Here is a 14,518-nt window from a genome sequence, read left to right on the forward strand (position 1 = left end):
TGGGATACCCGCAAGCCCGCGGGCTTCGAATCATTGGTGGCAGCGAGAATTGAACGGAAGCCGTTGGCAATTGGGAATAAATTGGCAAGCGGGCATAAAAAAGGAGGGGCTTCGGTCGAGCCAAAACCCCTCCCCAACGATTACCAGCATGGACCTGGGAGCGCGATGATCTCTAGACCGCGATCTTGCCACCGCCCTGTTTGGTGATGGCGACGACCGACGGCCGCACCGGCATATCGGGCTTGAAGTCAGGCCAGCGGGTCGACGGGTCCTCGTAGTAAGAGGGACGGCCAAAAGCCGCCCAGTCTTCGCCGCCATCGGCCGGATGCTGAACCGCGACGAAGGCGGTCTGGTCGTCGGGCGTGAATAGCGGGCCGCACAGTTCGGCGCCGATCGGCACGCGGAAGAACAGCTTTGATGTCGCCCGCGCCTCGCCTTCGGTGTCGACCGCCCACAGGCCATCGGTGCGGCCGGTCGCCTTCGGGCCCTGGCCATCGGTGGCGACCCAAAGCCGGCCGGCTGAATCGAAGGCGCAATTATCCGGCATGCCGAACCAGCCATTGGCGGTGGTTGCGGTCGAGAAGGTGGCGCCGACTTCGGCTACCGAGGGATCGCCGCATTTCAACAGCACTTCCCATTTGCCCTTGGTGGCAGTGAAATCGCCACCGTCCTCGACGATCTCGATAATGTGGCCGAAAGCGTTTTCGGCGCGTGGATTGGCGGCATCGACCTGGTCCGTCTTGCGTTTAGAATTGTTGGTCAACATGACGTAGACTTTGCCAGTCGTCGGATTCGGCTGGATATCCTCGGGGCGGTCCATCTTGGTGGCCCCGAGCAGATCGGCGGCACGGCGCGTCTCGATGAGCACGTCGGCCTGGCTGGCAAAGCCGTTCTCCGCCGTCAGCGGGCCCTGGCCGAAGACGATGGGCAGCCATTCGATCGACCCGTCCTCGGCGAATTTGGCGACATAGAGCGTGCCGGCGTCGAGGAGATCCATGTTGGCGGCGCGGTCCTCGGCGTTGAATTTGCCGGCCGTGACGAATTTGTAGACATAGTCGAAGCGTTCGTCGTCGCCGAGATAGAAGACGACACGGCCATCCTTGGCGACGATCGATTCAGCGCCCTCATGCTTGAAGCGGCCCATGGCAGTGCGCTTCCGCGGCACCGAGGTCGGATCGTTGACGTCGACCTCAACGATCCAGCCGAAGCGATTCGGCTCGTTCGGCTCCTTGCCGATGTCGAAGCGGTCGTAATGCGTAGCCCATTCATAGGCGCCTTCGGGAATCCCCAGGCGCTTGTAGTTGGCGGCTTCCTTGTGGCCTTCCTGCAGCTCGCCCGAGAAATAGCCGTGTATGTTTTCCTCGGCCATGACGTAGGTGCCCCAGGGAGTGACGCCGCCGGCACAGTTGTTGACGGTGCCGAAGACCTTCGCGCCGGTCGGATCGGCACTGGTCTTGACGCGGTCGTGGCCGGCGGCGGGGCCGGACAGTGCCATCTCGGTGTTGGAGGTGATGCGGCGGTTGAGCTTGCCGTCGCGCACCACCTGCCATTTGCCTGATATCTTGCGGATCTCGACGATGGTGCCGCCATGCGCGGCCATCTCGATATCGACCTGTTCCTTGCTCAGCGGCGCCTGCTTGGCCTCGCCCTCGACGATGGTGACGAGGCCCGGGAACATCAGATGCGGATTGGTGTATTCGTGGTTGACCACCAGCAGGCCATGCTCGGCCGAGCCGTCGATCGGGATATAGCCGACATAGTCATTATTGTAGCCGAACTGTCTTTCCTGGGCCTGGGCCGACTGTTTTGCCGGATCGAAGTCCGGCGAATCGGGGAACAGCGGATCGCCCCAGCGCAGCAGCACGTCGGCGTCGTAGCCGGCGGCGACATGATGCTTGTCATCGACGCCCGCCTCGACCTCGTCGAAGCTGAAGGCCGAGCCGCCGGCTGCGCGGGCATCGTCGGCGAGGATCAGCGCCAGCGGGCTGACGGTGGCGGCGATGGCGGTTGCCGCGAGCGATCCCTGCAGGAAACCACGGCGCGAGAAACGTGCGGCGATGATCTCGCCCATTGTCTGGTTGTCGGTGGGATTGGTTCCTGGCCCATCGTTTTCCTCGAGCAGGCTGGTGCGGAAATGGGTGTCGGGGGAGCGATGTCCTGTCATGGGCTTGCCTCTGGCTTTCTTTTGGATGGCTTGAGCGTGCTGCTTGACTGACCGCGTATCGCCGGCAGGTCACAGTTTGATGACGCTGCCGGCCAATTTCCAGCCCCGATTTCGTGTCCATGATCAGCCTCGCTTGACCGCGACCGGCGCTTCGGAAACAAGATCAGCGGCAGGCGCAGAAGGACCGCGTCGAGAGGGACAAAAGTGAGTTTCTGGGGACTGGGGCAGCTCGGCATTTCGACGGTGATCTTCCTGCTGGCAGCGACGGCGGCCAAGCAATGGGGACTGGCGCCGAGCTTCGGCAAGATAGTTTTGACTTTGGCGCTGTATTCGGCGGGCAATTTGATCATGCTGAGGCTGATCCGTGAATTCGGCATGTCGGTGTCGTTCAGCCTGTCGGCGGTGATCCAGCTGGTGTCGGTGAACGTGGTGGCACTGGTGTTCTTCGGCGAGCGCGTCAATACGTTGCAGGCCACTGGCATCGTGCTCGCCGTCGCAGCGGTGGCGCTGATCACGCTCGGTCCCTATCTGCAAAGGCCGTAACTGCGAGGGCCGATGAAGAATACCGCAAGCAAGCTGCTCAACTGGATCGAATTCCCGGTGCTGCTGGCCGGACTGATCATCGCCGGCGGACTGTGGGGGTTCGAGGAACTGATGGAGGTGGCGCGAGACACCACGCCGCACGCCTTCGATACGGAAATCCTGCTCGCCTTCCGTGAAGCGGGCCAGCCCGACAATCCGATCGGACCGCTATGGCTGGAAGGGGCGATGCGCGACATCACCAGCCTCGGCAGCGCCAGCGTGCTCGTGCTGATCACGGCCGCCGTGATCGTCTATCTGCTGCTGATCCACAAGCCGGGACCAGCGTTTCTTGTCCTCGTCGCGGTGGCGGGCGGGCAGGCCCTGTCGAGCACGCTGAAGCTCGGAATCGACCGGCCGCGCCCCGATCTGGTCTCGCATCTCGCCGACGTGGCATCGCTTTCGTTTCCGAGCGGCCATGCGATGCTGTCGGCGGTGACATATTTGACGCTGGGCAGCATGGCGTCGCGCTTCCTGCCTGGGCGAACGACGAAGATTTACGTGCTGTCGCTGGCGGTGCTGACGACCCTGCTGGTCGGCATCAGCCGCGTCTATCTCGGCGTTCATTGGCCATCCGACGTGCTGGCCGGCTGGTGCGCCGGCTTCGCCTGGGCGATGCTGTGCTGGCTGGCCGCATGGGCGCTACAGCGATGGCGCGGGCAGAGCGACGGCGGCTGAACCGGCCGTTCAGAACGACGCTGCGCTAATTCTCCTCGAAGTTGCGGCGCTGGGGCCTGCTGTCCCAGCTGGCGCGCAGGCTCTGCAGGACGCAAATGGTCCGGTGTGCATGTGTGACATGTGCATCATGATGCTTGGTTTTATACATGGACCTGTAGACTCAGACGGGGGTTAGCCGATGATCACTGCCGCGCAGATGCGCGCCGCGAGGGCGCTGGCCGGCATCGATCAGAAGACGCTCGCCCAGCGCGCCGGGGTTTCGCTTCCCACCATTCAGCATATGGAAGCGAGCGACGGCGTCGTCAGGGGCGTGGTCGACACGCTGATGAAGGTCATCCAGGCTCTCGATGAGGCCGGCGTGGAACTGATCGGCGAGAACCAGGCCAGCGAGCGCGGCGGCAGGGGAGTGCGCCTCAAGCCGATCGTGCCGAAGAAGCCGCCAGGCTGAGCCGCAAAGTCGCGACGGCGACCGCCGACAGTCCTGCCGACGATCCCGCCGCCTCCTTGGTTTTTATGCATGTCATTGTCCCAAAACCGCTGTGCACTTTTGGGCGACATGCGTTGTCGCCGACGGCATGACAGGAAGGCGGCACCGCTCCAATTGCGAACTCGTGGCGCAGGGCTTTGCCAACATCGCGTCCGCCCTGTTCGGCGGCATCTGCACCACTGGCACCATCGCACGCACGGCGATCAATGTGCGGGCCGGCGCGCATGGACCGGTTTCGGGCATGATCCACTCGGCCATCCTGCTTTCTCTGATACTGGTGGCGGCACTGCTGGCCAGCTACATCCCGCTGGCGGCACTGGCCGGCGTGCTGGCAGTGGTGTGCTGCAAAATGTTCGAAAAGCAGGCCTTCCTCACATGCTGCGGGCTTCGCGTGGCGACGCGCTGGTGCTGCTGGCGACCTTCCTGATCGTCATCTTCCGTGACCTCACCCCGAAGGCATCGTCGTCGGTTTCGCCCCGGGCTCGATCCTGTTCATCGACCGCATGGCCAAGAGCATCGCCGTCGAGGCCGTCGTCACTTGTGCAGGAGGATGTCGCCGACCAGGCCAGCGCCTACGATGCCAGCGAGGCTAGCGATGCCGACACCGTCGTTTACAGGATTTCGGGCGCCTTCTTCTTCGGCGCCGCCTCGACTGTCGGTGCGGTACTCGACCGCATCGCCGACCAGCGCCGGAACTTCATCCTCGACTGCTCGGCGGTGCCGTTCTTTGATTCGACGGCGGCCAATGTCATCGAGGGCGCCGCGCACAAGGCCAGGCGCGCCGGCGTGCGCTTCATTATATCAGGCGCTTCGCCGCAGACACGTCGCATGCTGATCAACCACGGCGTCAAGCGGCCGCTGGTGACATACGCCGCCTCGATCAGGGATGCGCGGGCGCAACTGAAGGGCAAACCAGAGACGGATTAGCAACCAGGATTTGCCGGCCGGTGGCCACCTGTTGGCACAAGCTATCCCATTGCTGAATGTCACTTTGATCCATGGCCGACACTCGACAGGTCAAAGGCTGTCATTCGAGAACGACCATAGGCGCGACTGTTGCGAGTATTGGAACACCGGGAGCCTTGGCGCTGCTGGCTGCTGGATCGAGCGGGCATCATGAAACCTTTTGATTTTTGGGCCGTTGTCGGCCGTATGTCCGAGGCGAAATCCAAACCGAGATCGGTCGACGGCGCCAGATCGCGCGATGCCCAGACACCGCGTCAGGAGAAATCGAGCGAAGAGAAGGCATCGACTGCCGAAGCCGCGTCCGAGGTCGTCGGCGAAGCCGCGCCCCCGCCGGAAGTCGTCGAACCCGATCCACAGCTGACCCCCGAAGAGGCCGAGCGGGCGCGCAAGAAATATCTGCTAAGGCGTTTCTGGATCAGCGCGCGCGGTTACTGGAGCCGGCGCGGCGACAGTTTCGCCTGGCCGCTCACGATCGGGCTGTTGATCCTGATATGCGTCAATGTCGGTTTCCAGTATGGGATCAATGTCTGGAACCGCGCGATTTTCGACGCCATCGAGCAACGCAACGCCCGCACCATTTATTTCCTGAGCGCCGTGTTCGTGCCGCTCGTACTCGGAAGCGGAAGCCTTGTCGTAGCACAGGTCTATCTTCGCATGACGATCCAGCGCCGCTGGCGTTCGTGGCTCACCACATCAGTCATCGCGCGCTGGCTCGCCAACGGCCGGTATTATCAGCTGAACCTCGTCGCCGGCGACCACACGAACCCCGAAGCCCGCATCTCCGAGGATCTGCGGATTGCTACCGAATCGCCCGTCGATTTCATCGCCGGTGTCCTCAACGCGTTTCTGTCGGCCTCGACCTTCATCGTGGTGCTGTGGACGATCGGCGGCGCGCTGACCCTGCCGATCGGAGGTTCGAGCGTCACCATTCCCGGCTTTCTCGTCATCACCGCGGTGATCTATGCCGCCATCACCTCCACCTCGATGGTGGTCATTGGCCGCCATTTCGTCCATCTCTCCGAGGAGAAAAATCAGGCGGAAGCCGAGTTCCGCTACACGCTAACGCGCGTGCGGGAAAACGGCGAGAGCATCGCATTGCTCGGCGGCGAGGAGGAGGAGCGCAGCGGCATCGACAAAACGTTCGCCTATGTGCTCGGGCAATGGGCGCTGCTTACTGGCCAGCACATGCGCACGGCGCTGGTGTCGCAGGGGTCGAGCCTGTTTGCGCCGGTCGTGCCGATCTTGCTTTGCGCGCCAAAATTTCTCGAAGGCAGCATGACCCTTGGGCAGGTCATGCAGGCTGCCTCCGCCTTCGCCATCGTGCAGGGCGCGTTCGGATGGCTGGTCGACAACTACCCCCGTCTCGCCGGTTGGAACGCCTCCGCGCGGCGCATAGCCTCGCTGATGATGTCGCTCGACGGGCTCGAGCGCGCGGAACAGAGCGACACCCTGGGCCGCATCCAGCACGGCGAAACCGAAGACGGTGCGATGCTCAGCCTGAACAATCTCTCCGTGTCGCTCGACGACGGCACCGGCGTGGTCAAGGAGACCGAGGTCGAGATCGAACCGGGCGAGCGGGTGCTGGTTTCAGGCGAATCCGGGACAGGCAAGAGCACGCTGGTGCGGGCCGTCGCGGGTCTGTGGCCTTGGGGCGGCGGCAGCGTCGATTTCCATGCCGACAGCCGGCTGTTCATGTTGCCACAAGGCCCCTATGTCCCGATAGGGACGCTTCGCCGCGCGGTCGCCTATCCCGCCCCCGCCGACAACTGGACGATTGCCGAGATCAACGTCGCCCTCGACAAGGTGGGCCTCGATTATCTGAAGGGCAAGATCGAGGAAGACGCGCCCTGGGACCAGATCTTGTCGGGCGGCGAAAAACAGCGGCTCGCCTTCGCACGTCTGCTTTTGCACAGTCCCGATATCATCGTGCTGGACGAAGCGACGTCGGCGCTCGACGAGAAGAGCCAGGACAAGATGATGGAGACGGTGATCCACGAATTGCCTGATGTCACCATCATCAGCGTGGCGCACCGCGCCGAGCTGGAAGCCTACCACAGCCGCAAGATCACCCTGGAGCGGCGCGACGGCGGCGCGATTCTTGTCAGCGACATCGACCTTGTTTCGCGCAAGGGCAGACGGAACTTGCTCGCGCGCGCCTTGTGGGGCACCGGCGCTCCGATCGAAAAGCCACATGAGCTGGAGTAAGGCGGCGCCATCCCAAAACTGAAATCCACCCGGTCTGCGGCCAGGCAAAACCCCGCTTTCGGCGGCCTTGCCGCCCCACGTCACGGCCCAGTGGTCGAACCCGTATTCCAGCGTTGGCTTGACGATGCGGAAAAAGGGCGGCAGGTCGGTCTGACTGTCCCGAATTGCCCTTCGCAATTCGGTTGGCAATCCGGGTGAGAGGCTATTCGCTAAATGCAATAGGGCCAATCAGCCGCCGGGCGCGGCAGCGTCCTCCTGCGACGCAGCGGCCAGATCGTCGCGCGCCTTGCGCGCGAGTTTCCTTGTCGAGCGCCTGGGGCTGTCGCCGAACAGATCGGCGGCGGCGGCGAGACAGGTCTTCTTCAGGCTTTTCTCCCAGCGCTTCAACAGCTTGCCAAGGAGTCGCGTTTCCTGCGGAGAGCCGAGCGGCCGGTCGTCGGCATCGAGAAGCGTACGCAGGACGAACACATCATGCAGTTCGCCCAGCTTTTCGCCGAGTTCGTCAACCGCCTTGCGCCGGGCCTTGATCGGCATCGGCCACAGCCTTCCGAGCAACGACAGATGCATGCCGTGGGTCTTTGCCGCCTTGCGCAGATCGTGGAAATCGTCGGCCCCGCCGCGGGAGCTTGCCTTGTCCAGCGCCTTTCTGGCGCGACGCAGAGTGATGCGGGCGCCTTCGGCAAGCACATCGGCGGCCTGTTCGGGCTGGTCGGGCAAGGCCAGCATATCGATCCGGCTGATGCCCTCCTCGCAAGCGGCAATCGCGGCAGTTATTGCAGCGTCGAGGCCGACACCGCCATGCAATTCGTGCTGACGCGCGACGAGCGTCTCGCGCACCGCATCGAGACCGCCGCCAGCGCTCTGTTCGGGAAAGCTTGCTGCCAGCCGGTCGATGGTTTCAACCAGCGCGGTCGCCTCGCGCGGACCGGCAAGCAGGGCTGCCACCTGTCGGTAGCACTGGTTCTCGGTCAGGCAGAACGTTTCGGCGCCGGAACGGACCAAGCGCAGCAAGGCACGCACGTTCTTCAGCCGCTTGCGGCATTTGTGCAGCGCCTGCTCCGGCCTGTCATGCGCCGCGTCTAGGTGGACCAGCGCCTTGCCGATCTCCTCGGCGAGGATGCGCCTGACCTCGCCGGTCAACGGCAGGCGCGGATCGATGCGATAACTCATGCGGCGATCTCCGGAATCCCCCCGAGGGCGAGCGACGCGTTGTAGAACCTCTGCTCGCCGGTAACTTCGCGGCCGAGCCAGTCTGGCAGCATTTCGTCCGGCACGTCCTCGGGCGTCTCGATCTCGGCAACCACCAGCCCCGCAAGCATCCCACCGAAGACATCGACTTCATAGAGATGGCCGCGATGCCTAACATGGTGGCGTGTCTTCTCGATGACATGTCCGATCGCGAAGGCCTGCATCTCTTCCGCCTCCGCCAGAGGGATCGGATATTCGAATTCGTCGCGTTCGCGGACCTTGCTGCCGAATTTGAGCGTCAGCTTTGCCGAGGCGCCGTTGCTGACGCGCACGCGCACCGAGCGGTCCGGTGTGGCGGCGAGATAGAACTGGCGAATGCGGATGTCCGCTTCGACCAAATCCCGCCACCCATTGCCGGAGACCAGGAACTTGCGCTCGATTTCCTTGACCATGGCTTCGCACTAAAGCGCCTGCGGCTGGAGATGGCAAGGTGGAGACGGCGTAGGGTTGACTTTAATCATTCGATTGATTAAATTGCTGATCATGGCCAAGCTAACGAACGCCAAAATTCCACGTCGCGAGACGTCTCCCGCCGACATGACGCGCGCGGCACTTGTCCGCGCGGCGCTGAAGCTGTTCGGACGACAAGGTTTCGACGGGACCTCGACGCGAGAGATCGCGGCTGAAGCCAAGGCCAATATCGGCTCGATCGCCTATCATTTCGGCGGCAAGGAAGGGCTTCGCGCGGCAGCGGCCGATTATATCGTCGACACCATCCAGACCATTGCTGGCCAGGCGATCGGCAATCTGCGGGCGCCGAGCGATTCAGAAGCGGGCGACCCCGAAGCGGCGCGGGCACAACTGTTCACCGCATTGGAGCGGATGGTGGCCTTCGTCGTGGCTAGGCCGGAGGCCGGTGAGGTCGTGCAGTTCGTCCTGCGTGAACTTTCGCATCCGACGGCGGCACTCGACCGCATCTATGACGGGGTGTTTGAGCCGACGCATCGCCGGCTCTGCCTGGTCTGGGAGCAGGCGACGGGCGAGCCGGCCGAAAGCGAGGCTACCCGACTCACCGTGTTCACGCTGATCGGCCAGGTCGTCTATTTCCGCATCGGTCGCGAGGCGGTGATGCGCCGCATGGGCTGGCGCGCGATCGGCGACGCCGAGGCTGTCAAGATTGCGGCGACGGTGACGGACAACCTTGGGGCCATATTGGCCGCCCGGAAGGATCGAAGGTCATGAGTTTCCTCTGCTCTTTACCGCTCGCCGCTCTGCTTTTCAGTGCCTGCGCACCAGCGGCACCACTCGCCGTCGGCTATGTCGAGGGCGACTATGTGCTGCTCGCGCCGATCGAGGTGGCGCAGGTCGAGACGATTTCGATCAAGCGCGGCGACCGCGTCGTGCCGGGCACGCCGGTGGTGACGCTGGAAAGCGCCGATGCAAGAATAGACGTCGCGCAAGCCGAGGCGGCCCTTGCCCAGGCGCAGGCGCAACTCGCCGACCTGCAGGTCGGCAAGCGGCCGGAAGAGATTGAAGTGCTCAAGGCGCAGGTCGACATGGCCAAGGCGCAGGCCGCCGACGCCAAACGCAAATACACCCGCGCCAGCGACCTGTTCAAACGCGGCACCGGCACGCAGGCCGATTTTGACACCGCCTCGGCCACGCTGGAGACAGCCAATGCGCAGGTCGGCCAGGCGGAAGCCAATCTCGCCGTCGGCGGCCTGCCGGCACGGCCCGAAACGATCAAGGCGGCCGAGAATCAGGTCAGCCAAGCGCAATCGACGCTGGAGCAAGCGCGCTGGCGGCTGTCGAAGCGCGTACTGGCGGCGCCGTCGCCCGGCCGCGTCAACGATGTGATCCGCAATCCGGGCGACACGGCCGGCCCGACCGCGCCGGTCATTTCGATGCTGCCGGACGGCGCTGTGAAGCTCAGCGTCTATGTGCCGGAAAGTGCGTTCTCGTCGGTGAAAGTCGGCACGCTGCTAAATGTTCATTGCGACGGCTGCGGGCCGGACGTGAAGGCGCGCATCAGCTATGTGTCGCCGGACCCGGAATTCACGCCGCCGGTGATCTACTCGCTCGAGACCCGGCAGAAGCTGGTCTATCTGGTCGAGGCGCGGCCGGAGGGCGACTCCAGCGCGCTGCAACCGGGGCAGATCGTCGATGTCGATCTGGCGGATATCGGCAAATGAACGCCATCGATGTCCATGGCCTGGTCAAGCGTTTTGGTGACAAGACCGTCGTAGACCATGTGACGATGACGGTGGCCGAAGGCGAGATCGTCGGCTTCCTCGGCCCGAACGGCTCGGGCAAGACGACGACCATCCGCATCATGTGCGGCCTGCTGACGCCGGACGAGGGCGAAGGCACGGTGCTCGGCTTCGACATCCGCAGCGACAGTCTGAGGATCAAGCGTGAAGTCGGCTATATGACGCAGAAATTCTCGTTCTACGAGGATCTGACCATCGCCGAGAACCTTGAATTCGTGGCGAGGCTCTATGGGTTGAAGCCGCTTAACGAGCATGTCGGCAGGACGCTGGAAGATCTTGGCCTCACCTCGCGCAAGGACCAGTTGGCCGGTACGCTGTCCGGTGGCTGGAAGCAGCGGCTGGCACTGGCCGCATGCATCATGCACAAGCCCAGATTGCTGTTGCTCGATGAGCCGACGGCGGGCGTCGACCCGAAGGCGCGGCGCGAATTCTGGGACGAGATCCATGGGCTGGCCAGCGGCGGACTGACCGTTCTGGTCTCCACGCATTACATGGACGAGGCCGAGCGCTGCCACCGCATCAGCTATATCTCCTACGGCAAGATGCTGGCCACCGGCACGGTCGACGAGGTGGTCAGGAATGCCGGCCTGACGACCTTCGTCGTGCAGGGCCCGCAGCTCGATCGGGTTGCTGCCGCACTCAGCGGCCGCCCCGGCGTCGACCAGGTGGCGCCGTTCGGCGCGACGCTGCATGTCGTCGGCTCCGACAGGAAGGCGCTTAAGGCAGCACTTGCCGATGTCGAGAAACATCACAAAGGCGTCACGGTTTCGCCGGGCGAAACCAGCCTTGAGGATGTGTTCATCCAGTTCATGTCCGACTCGAAGGACAACATGGGATGAGAAACGGGATAAACAGCGTCTTTTCCTTCGCCAGGCTCGGCGCGCTGCTGATCAAGGAGTTCATCCAGATGCGGCGCGACCGCATCACCTTCGCCATGATGCTGGGGGTGCCGCTGATGCAGCTCGTGCTGTTCGGCTACGCCATAAACAACGATCCGAAGAGCCTGCCGGCAGCCTTGGTGGCGATGAGCAGCGATCCCTACACGCGGGCCATGGTCTCGGCGCTGCAGACCACCGGCTATTACAGGTTCGACCATGTCGTGCAAAGTGCCGCCGAGGCCGAATTCCTGATGGCGCGTGGCGACGTCGCCTTCGTCGTCACCATTCCCGCCGATTTTGCCCGGCGAGTCGAGCGCGGCGACCAGCCGCAAATCCTGATCGAGGCTGATGCGACCGACCCGGCGGTCGCCAGCGGCGCCATCTCGACGCTCGGCACCGTGGCCAACCAGGCGTTGCTCCGGGCACGCGGCATGCAGGAAACGGCCGCCGAGACCGCCCGAGGCCAGCTCGAGGTCGTTGTCCACCGACGCTACAATCCGGAAGGCATTTCGCAATACAACATCGTGCCCGGCCTGCTCGGCGTCATCCTGCAGATGACGATGGTGATGATGACCTCGATCGCGCTGACACGCGAGACCGAGCGCGGCACGATGGAGAATCTTCTGGCGATGCCCTCCAGCCCGCTCGAGATCATGCTGGGCAAGGTGCTGCCCTATCTGGTGGTCGGCGCCGTTCAAGTGGTGGTGGTGCTGGCGGCGGCCAAGCTGCTGTTTGGCGTTCCCTTCACCGGGTCGTTGTCACTGCTGCTATCGGCGGTTCTGGTCTTCGTGCTGGCGCTGGTGCTGCTCGGCTACACCATCTCGACGATGGCGCGCACACAGATGCAGGCACTCCAGCTCACCTTCTTCTTCTTCCTGCCGTCGATCCTGTTGTCGGGCTTCATGTTCCCCTATCGCGGCATGCCTGGCTGGGCGCAGATCTTCGGCGAGATTCTGCCGCTGACGCATTTCCTTCGCATTATCCGCGCGGTGATGCTGAAAGGCGCCGACCTGCCGGCGGTCGCAACCGAAATCGGCTGGCTCGTCGTGTTCGTGGCGCTGTTTGCCGGCGTGGCGCTGGTGCGGTTCCGCCGCACGCTGGACTAGTCCAGCTCAAGCAGCCTACGCAAATGGCCGAGATGGGTGGAGTGCGGAGTTCCAACGCGAACAGCAGCTCAGCTCACTTGGATGCATGATCATTCGGGTCGAGATTTATGCGGGTCTGGCCTAACCCGGGACCGGCGGCAATTCAGGCGCGTCCAGTCCTTGGAAAGGGTTGCGCCAGGCGTCGATTCCTTCAAACTGACGATACCAGCGGCTGACAGAAGGATAATCGCCGAGCGGCAATCTGGCGACATCGTTAAAGGGCAGAAACGTCGCCATTCGAAAGTCGGCATAGGAAACCGAATTTTCGACCAGCCATTCTCGCTCGGAAAGCTCGGCCTCAAGTGTTGCAGCGGCCGTGCGGAAGTCTCTCAGCCCCTCTTCAACCCGGTGCTGATCAATCCGGCCGAGCCCAAACCGCTGTTTGGTCCCGCGTTCGAAATGCACGACGTCGCAAGCTCTCGCGAAGTTCTCCTTACCCCAACTGAGCCATCGGATCATCTCGGGTTCATCGTCGCCGGTGCGCCAGAGATCCGAATGCGCGTCGCGTGAAAGCCGGCAGGCTATGGCATCGGCCTCCCAGAGGCTTTTTCCCGAGCCTACGAGTATGGGCAGTGAAAGATTTGGATTTAGCGGGCGATACCGCTCAGCCTGCCCGGGAGCGAAGGGGGAGGCGAATTCAAACTCGACCTTCGCATTGAGATAGCGCGCTACCGCGACCGCGAGGCGGGGATTGGGATTGCGGCTGAAGTACAGCTTCATTGCATGTCAGTCCTTGAATGGTTCGACTGGACGCGCAGGAGCGCTATGACGCTTGGCATCGGAGCGAAGCCGGAACCGCTTGCCACCCTATGCCGCCGCCATGATCTCAGCATAGGTGCTGAAATCGACATTGCCGCCGGACAGCACCACGGCGACGCATTTGCCTGATAGCTCGATCTCGCCCGATGACAGCGCGGCCAGCCCGACGCTGCCGCCGGGCTCGACCACCAGCTTGAGATGGGCCATGGCGTCGCGCATGGCCTGTGCCGCGGCACTGTCGGAAACGGCAATGCCGCCGGCGAGATTCCTGCGGTTGATCTCGAAGGTGATCGCGCCCGGCTCGGTGGTGAGGAGCGCGTCGCAGATCGAAGTGTGGCCGGGTTCGATCGAAACCCGGGCACCTTTGGCCAGTGAGCGACAGGTGTCGTCGAAATGCTCGGGCTCCGCCGCCCAGATGGCGGTGGCCGGCGATGCCTCCTTGACCGCAATCGAGATGCCGCTGCTCAGGCCGCCGCCGCCGCAGGGAATGACAATGGCGTCGAGGCTCACGCCGAGCGCTTTCGCCTGCGCCATCAGTTCGAGGCCGATCGTGCCCTGGCCGGCGATGATGGCGGGATCGTCGAATGGCGGGACCAGGACCATGCCCCTCTGCACGTACGGGCGAACCACCGTCATGCGGTCATCGCGGAAACGATCGAACGGCACCACTACCGCACCCATTTTCCTGACATTGCCGACCTTCATCGCCGGCGCATCGGTGGGCATGGCGATGACCGCCTTGACGCCGAACATCGCCGCCGACGCGGCGACGCCTTGCGCGTGATTGCCCGACGAAAAGGCGACGACGCCACGGCTGCGCTCCTCGTCGCTCAGCGACGACAGTTTGTTATAGGCGCCGCGGAACTTGAAAGAGCCGGTGCGCTGCAGCGTCTCCGGCTTGAACAGGATCCTGGCACCGAAGCGCTTGTTCAGCTCCGGCGATTCGATCAGCGGCGTTTCGACTATCAAGCCGGACAATCGCAATGCTGCGGCGCGGATATCGGCGATGCCGGGAGGGGTGGTCATGGGGAGGTCCTGCAGAATGAGATCGCCCATGGTGCACGGAAAACCAGGCCGCGCACCACTGTAAAAATGTGACCGTTACAATTCGCCTTTGGGCAGGAAAGGGGGGCGGGCCCATCAGCAGCCGGCCACTTTGACAACATCGTGGCGGCGCACATGGTTTTGTGGCGGGGCAA

Annotated in this window: 13 protein-coding genes and 2 pseudogenes; 9 read left to right on the plus strand and 6 right to left on the minus strand. The window is 63.5% G+C overall.

Annotated features, from left to right (window positions below):
• Nucleotides 1-172 precede the first annotated feature (172 nt).
• Nucleotides 173-2,164 (minus strand): PhoX family protein, encoded by a 1,992-nt coding sequence (locus tag ACWTU8_RS15195; RefSeq protein ID WP_455848800.1) that lies wholly within the window; start codon nucleotides 2,162-2,164, stop codon nucleotides 173-175.
• Between the two features lie 204 nt (nucleotides 2,165-2,368).
• On the opposite strand from ACWTU8_RS15195, the gene ACWTU8_RS15200 reads away from it, so the two are divergent.
• From ACWTU8_RS15200 to ACWTU8_RS15220, 5 genes and pseudogenes are all read left to right on the plus strand, one after another.
• Nucleotides 2,369-2,707: a hypothetical protein gene (locus ACWTU8_RS15200; protein ID WP_455839269.1), complete on the plus strand. Its 339-nt coding sequence runs from the start codon at nucleotides 2,369-2,371 to the stop codon at nucleotides 2,705-2,707.
• A 12-nt stretch (nucleotides 2,708-2,719) separates the two neighbouring features.
• Complete coding sequence (locus ACWTU8_RS15205) at nucleotides 2,720-3,421, plus strand: phosphatase PAP2 family protein (protein WP_455848801.1); 702 nt, start codon at nucleotides 2,720-2,722, stop codon at nucleotides 3,419-3,421.
• 178 nt (nucleotides 3,422-3,599) lie between these two features.
• Nucleotides 3,600-3,869, plus strand: coding sequence for a helix-turn-helix domain-containing protein (locus ACWTU8_RS15210; protein ID WP_455848802.1), 270 nt, complete (start codon nucleotides 3,600-3,602; stop codon nucleotides 3,867-3,869).
• Between the two features lie 109 nt (nucleotides 3,870-3,978).
• Nucleotides 3,979-4,835: pseudogene (locus ACWTU8_RS15215) on the plus strand (SulP family inorganic anion transporter); the annotation flags it as partial.
• Between the two features lie 225 nt (nucleotides 4,836-5,060).
• A complete protein-coding gene (locus ACWTU8_RS15220) occupies nucleotides 5,061-7,079 on the plus strand; it encodes an ABC transporter ATP-binding protein/permease (protein WP_455849069.1) in 2,019 nt (672 codons plus the stop codon).
• A 60-nt stretch (nucleotides 7,080-7,139) separates the two neighbouring features.
• On the opposite strand, the pseudogene ACWTU8_RS15225 reads toward ACWTU8_RS15220, so the two are convergent.
• From ACWTU8_RS15225 to ACWTU8_RS15235, 3 genes and pseudogenes are all read right to left on the minus strand, one after another.
• Nucleotides 7,140-7,226 (minus strand): annotated as a pseudogene (locus ACWTU8_RS15225) (lipo-like protein); the annotation flags it as partial.
• Nucleotides 7,227-7,307: 81 nt separating this feature from the next.
• A complete protein-coding gene (locus ACWTU8_RS15230) occupies nucleotides 7,308-8,249 on the minus strand; it encodes a CHAD domain-containing protein (RefSeq protein ID WP_455848803.1) in 942 nt (313 codons plus the stop codon).
• The gene (locus tag ACWTU8_RS15235; protein ID WP_455848804.1) at nucleotides 8,246-8,719 is read right to left on the minus strand and encodes a CYTH domain-containing protein; all 474 of its coding nucleotides are present in this window, start codon (nucleotides 8,717-8,719) and stop codon (nucleotides 8,246-8,248) included. The genes ACWTU8_RS15230 and ACWTU8_RS15235 overlap by 4 nt, the downstream gene beginning before the upstream one ends.
• Before the next feature lie 91 nt (nucleotides 8,720-8,810).
• On the opposite strand from ACWTU8_RS15235, the gene ACWTU8_RS15240 reads away from it, so the two are divergent.
• From ACWTU8_RS15240 to ACWTU8_RS15255, 4 genes are read left to right on the plus strand one after another with little or no spacing between them, the layout of a single operon-like run.
• Nucleotides 8,811-9,509 carry a CerR family C-terminal domain-containing protein gene (locus tag ACWTU8_RS15240; protein WP_455848805.1) on the plus strand — a complete coding sequence of 233 codons (699 nt, stop codon included), beginning with the start codon at nucleotides 8,811-8,813 and terminating at the stop codon, nucleotides 9,507-9,509.
• Nucleotides 9,506-10,459: an HlyD family secretion protein gene (locus tag ACWTU8_RS15245; protein WP_455848806.1), complete on the plus strand. Its 954-nt coding sequence runs from the start codon at nucleotides 9,506-9,508 to the stop codon at nucleotides 10,457-10,459. Before ACWTU8_RS15240 ends, ACWTU8_RS15245 begins: the two co-directional genes overlap by 4 nt.
• A complete protein-coding gene (locus ACWTU8_RS15250; RefSeq protein ID WP_455848807.1) occupies nucleotides 10,456-11,376 on the plus strand; it encodes an ATP-binding cassette domain-containing protein in 921 nt (306 codons plus the stop codon). Before ACWTU8_RS15245 ends, ACWTU8_RS15250 begins: the two co-directional genes overlap by 4 nt.
• Nucleotides 11,377-11,384: 8 nt before the next feature.
• A complete protein-coding gene (locus ACWTU8_RS15255; RefSeq protein WP_065006548.1) occupies nucleotides 11,385-12,521 on the plus strand; it encodes an ABC transporter permease in 1,137 nt (378 codons plus the stop codon).
• A 120-nt stretch (nucleotides 12,522-12,641) separates the two neighbouring features.
• Here ACWTU8_RS15255 and ACWTU8_RS15260 read toward each other — a convergent pair whose 3' ends face one another.
• Both ACWTU8_RS15260 and ACWTU8_RS15265 read right to left on the minus strand, forming a co-directional pair.
• Nucleotides 12,642-13,280 (minus strand): glutathione S-transferase family protein, encoded by a 639-nt coding sequence (locus tag ACWTU8_RS15260; protein ID WP_455848808.1) that lies wholly within the window; start codon nucleotides 13,278-13,280, stop codon nucleotides 12,642-12,644.
• 87 nt (nucleotides 13,281-13,367) lie between these two features.
• A complete protein-coding gene (locus ACWTU8_RS15265) occupies nucleotides 13,368-14,345 on the minus strand; it encodes a threonine ammonia-lyase (protein WP_455848809.1) in 978 nt (325 codons plus the stop codon).
• Nucleotides 14,346-14,518 lie beyond the last annotated feature (173 nt).

It is taken from the genome of Mesorhizobium sp. BHbdii, assembly GCF_053848045.1.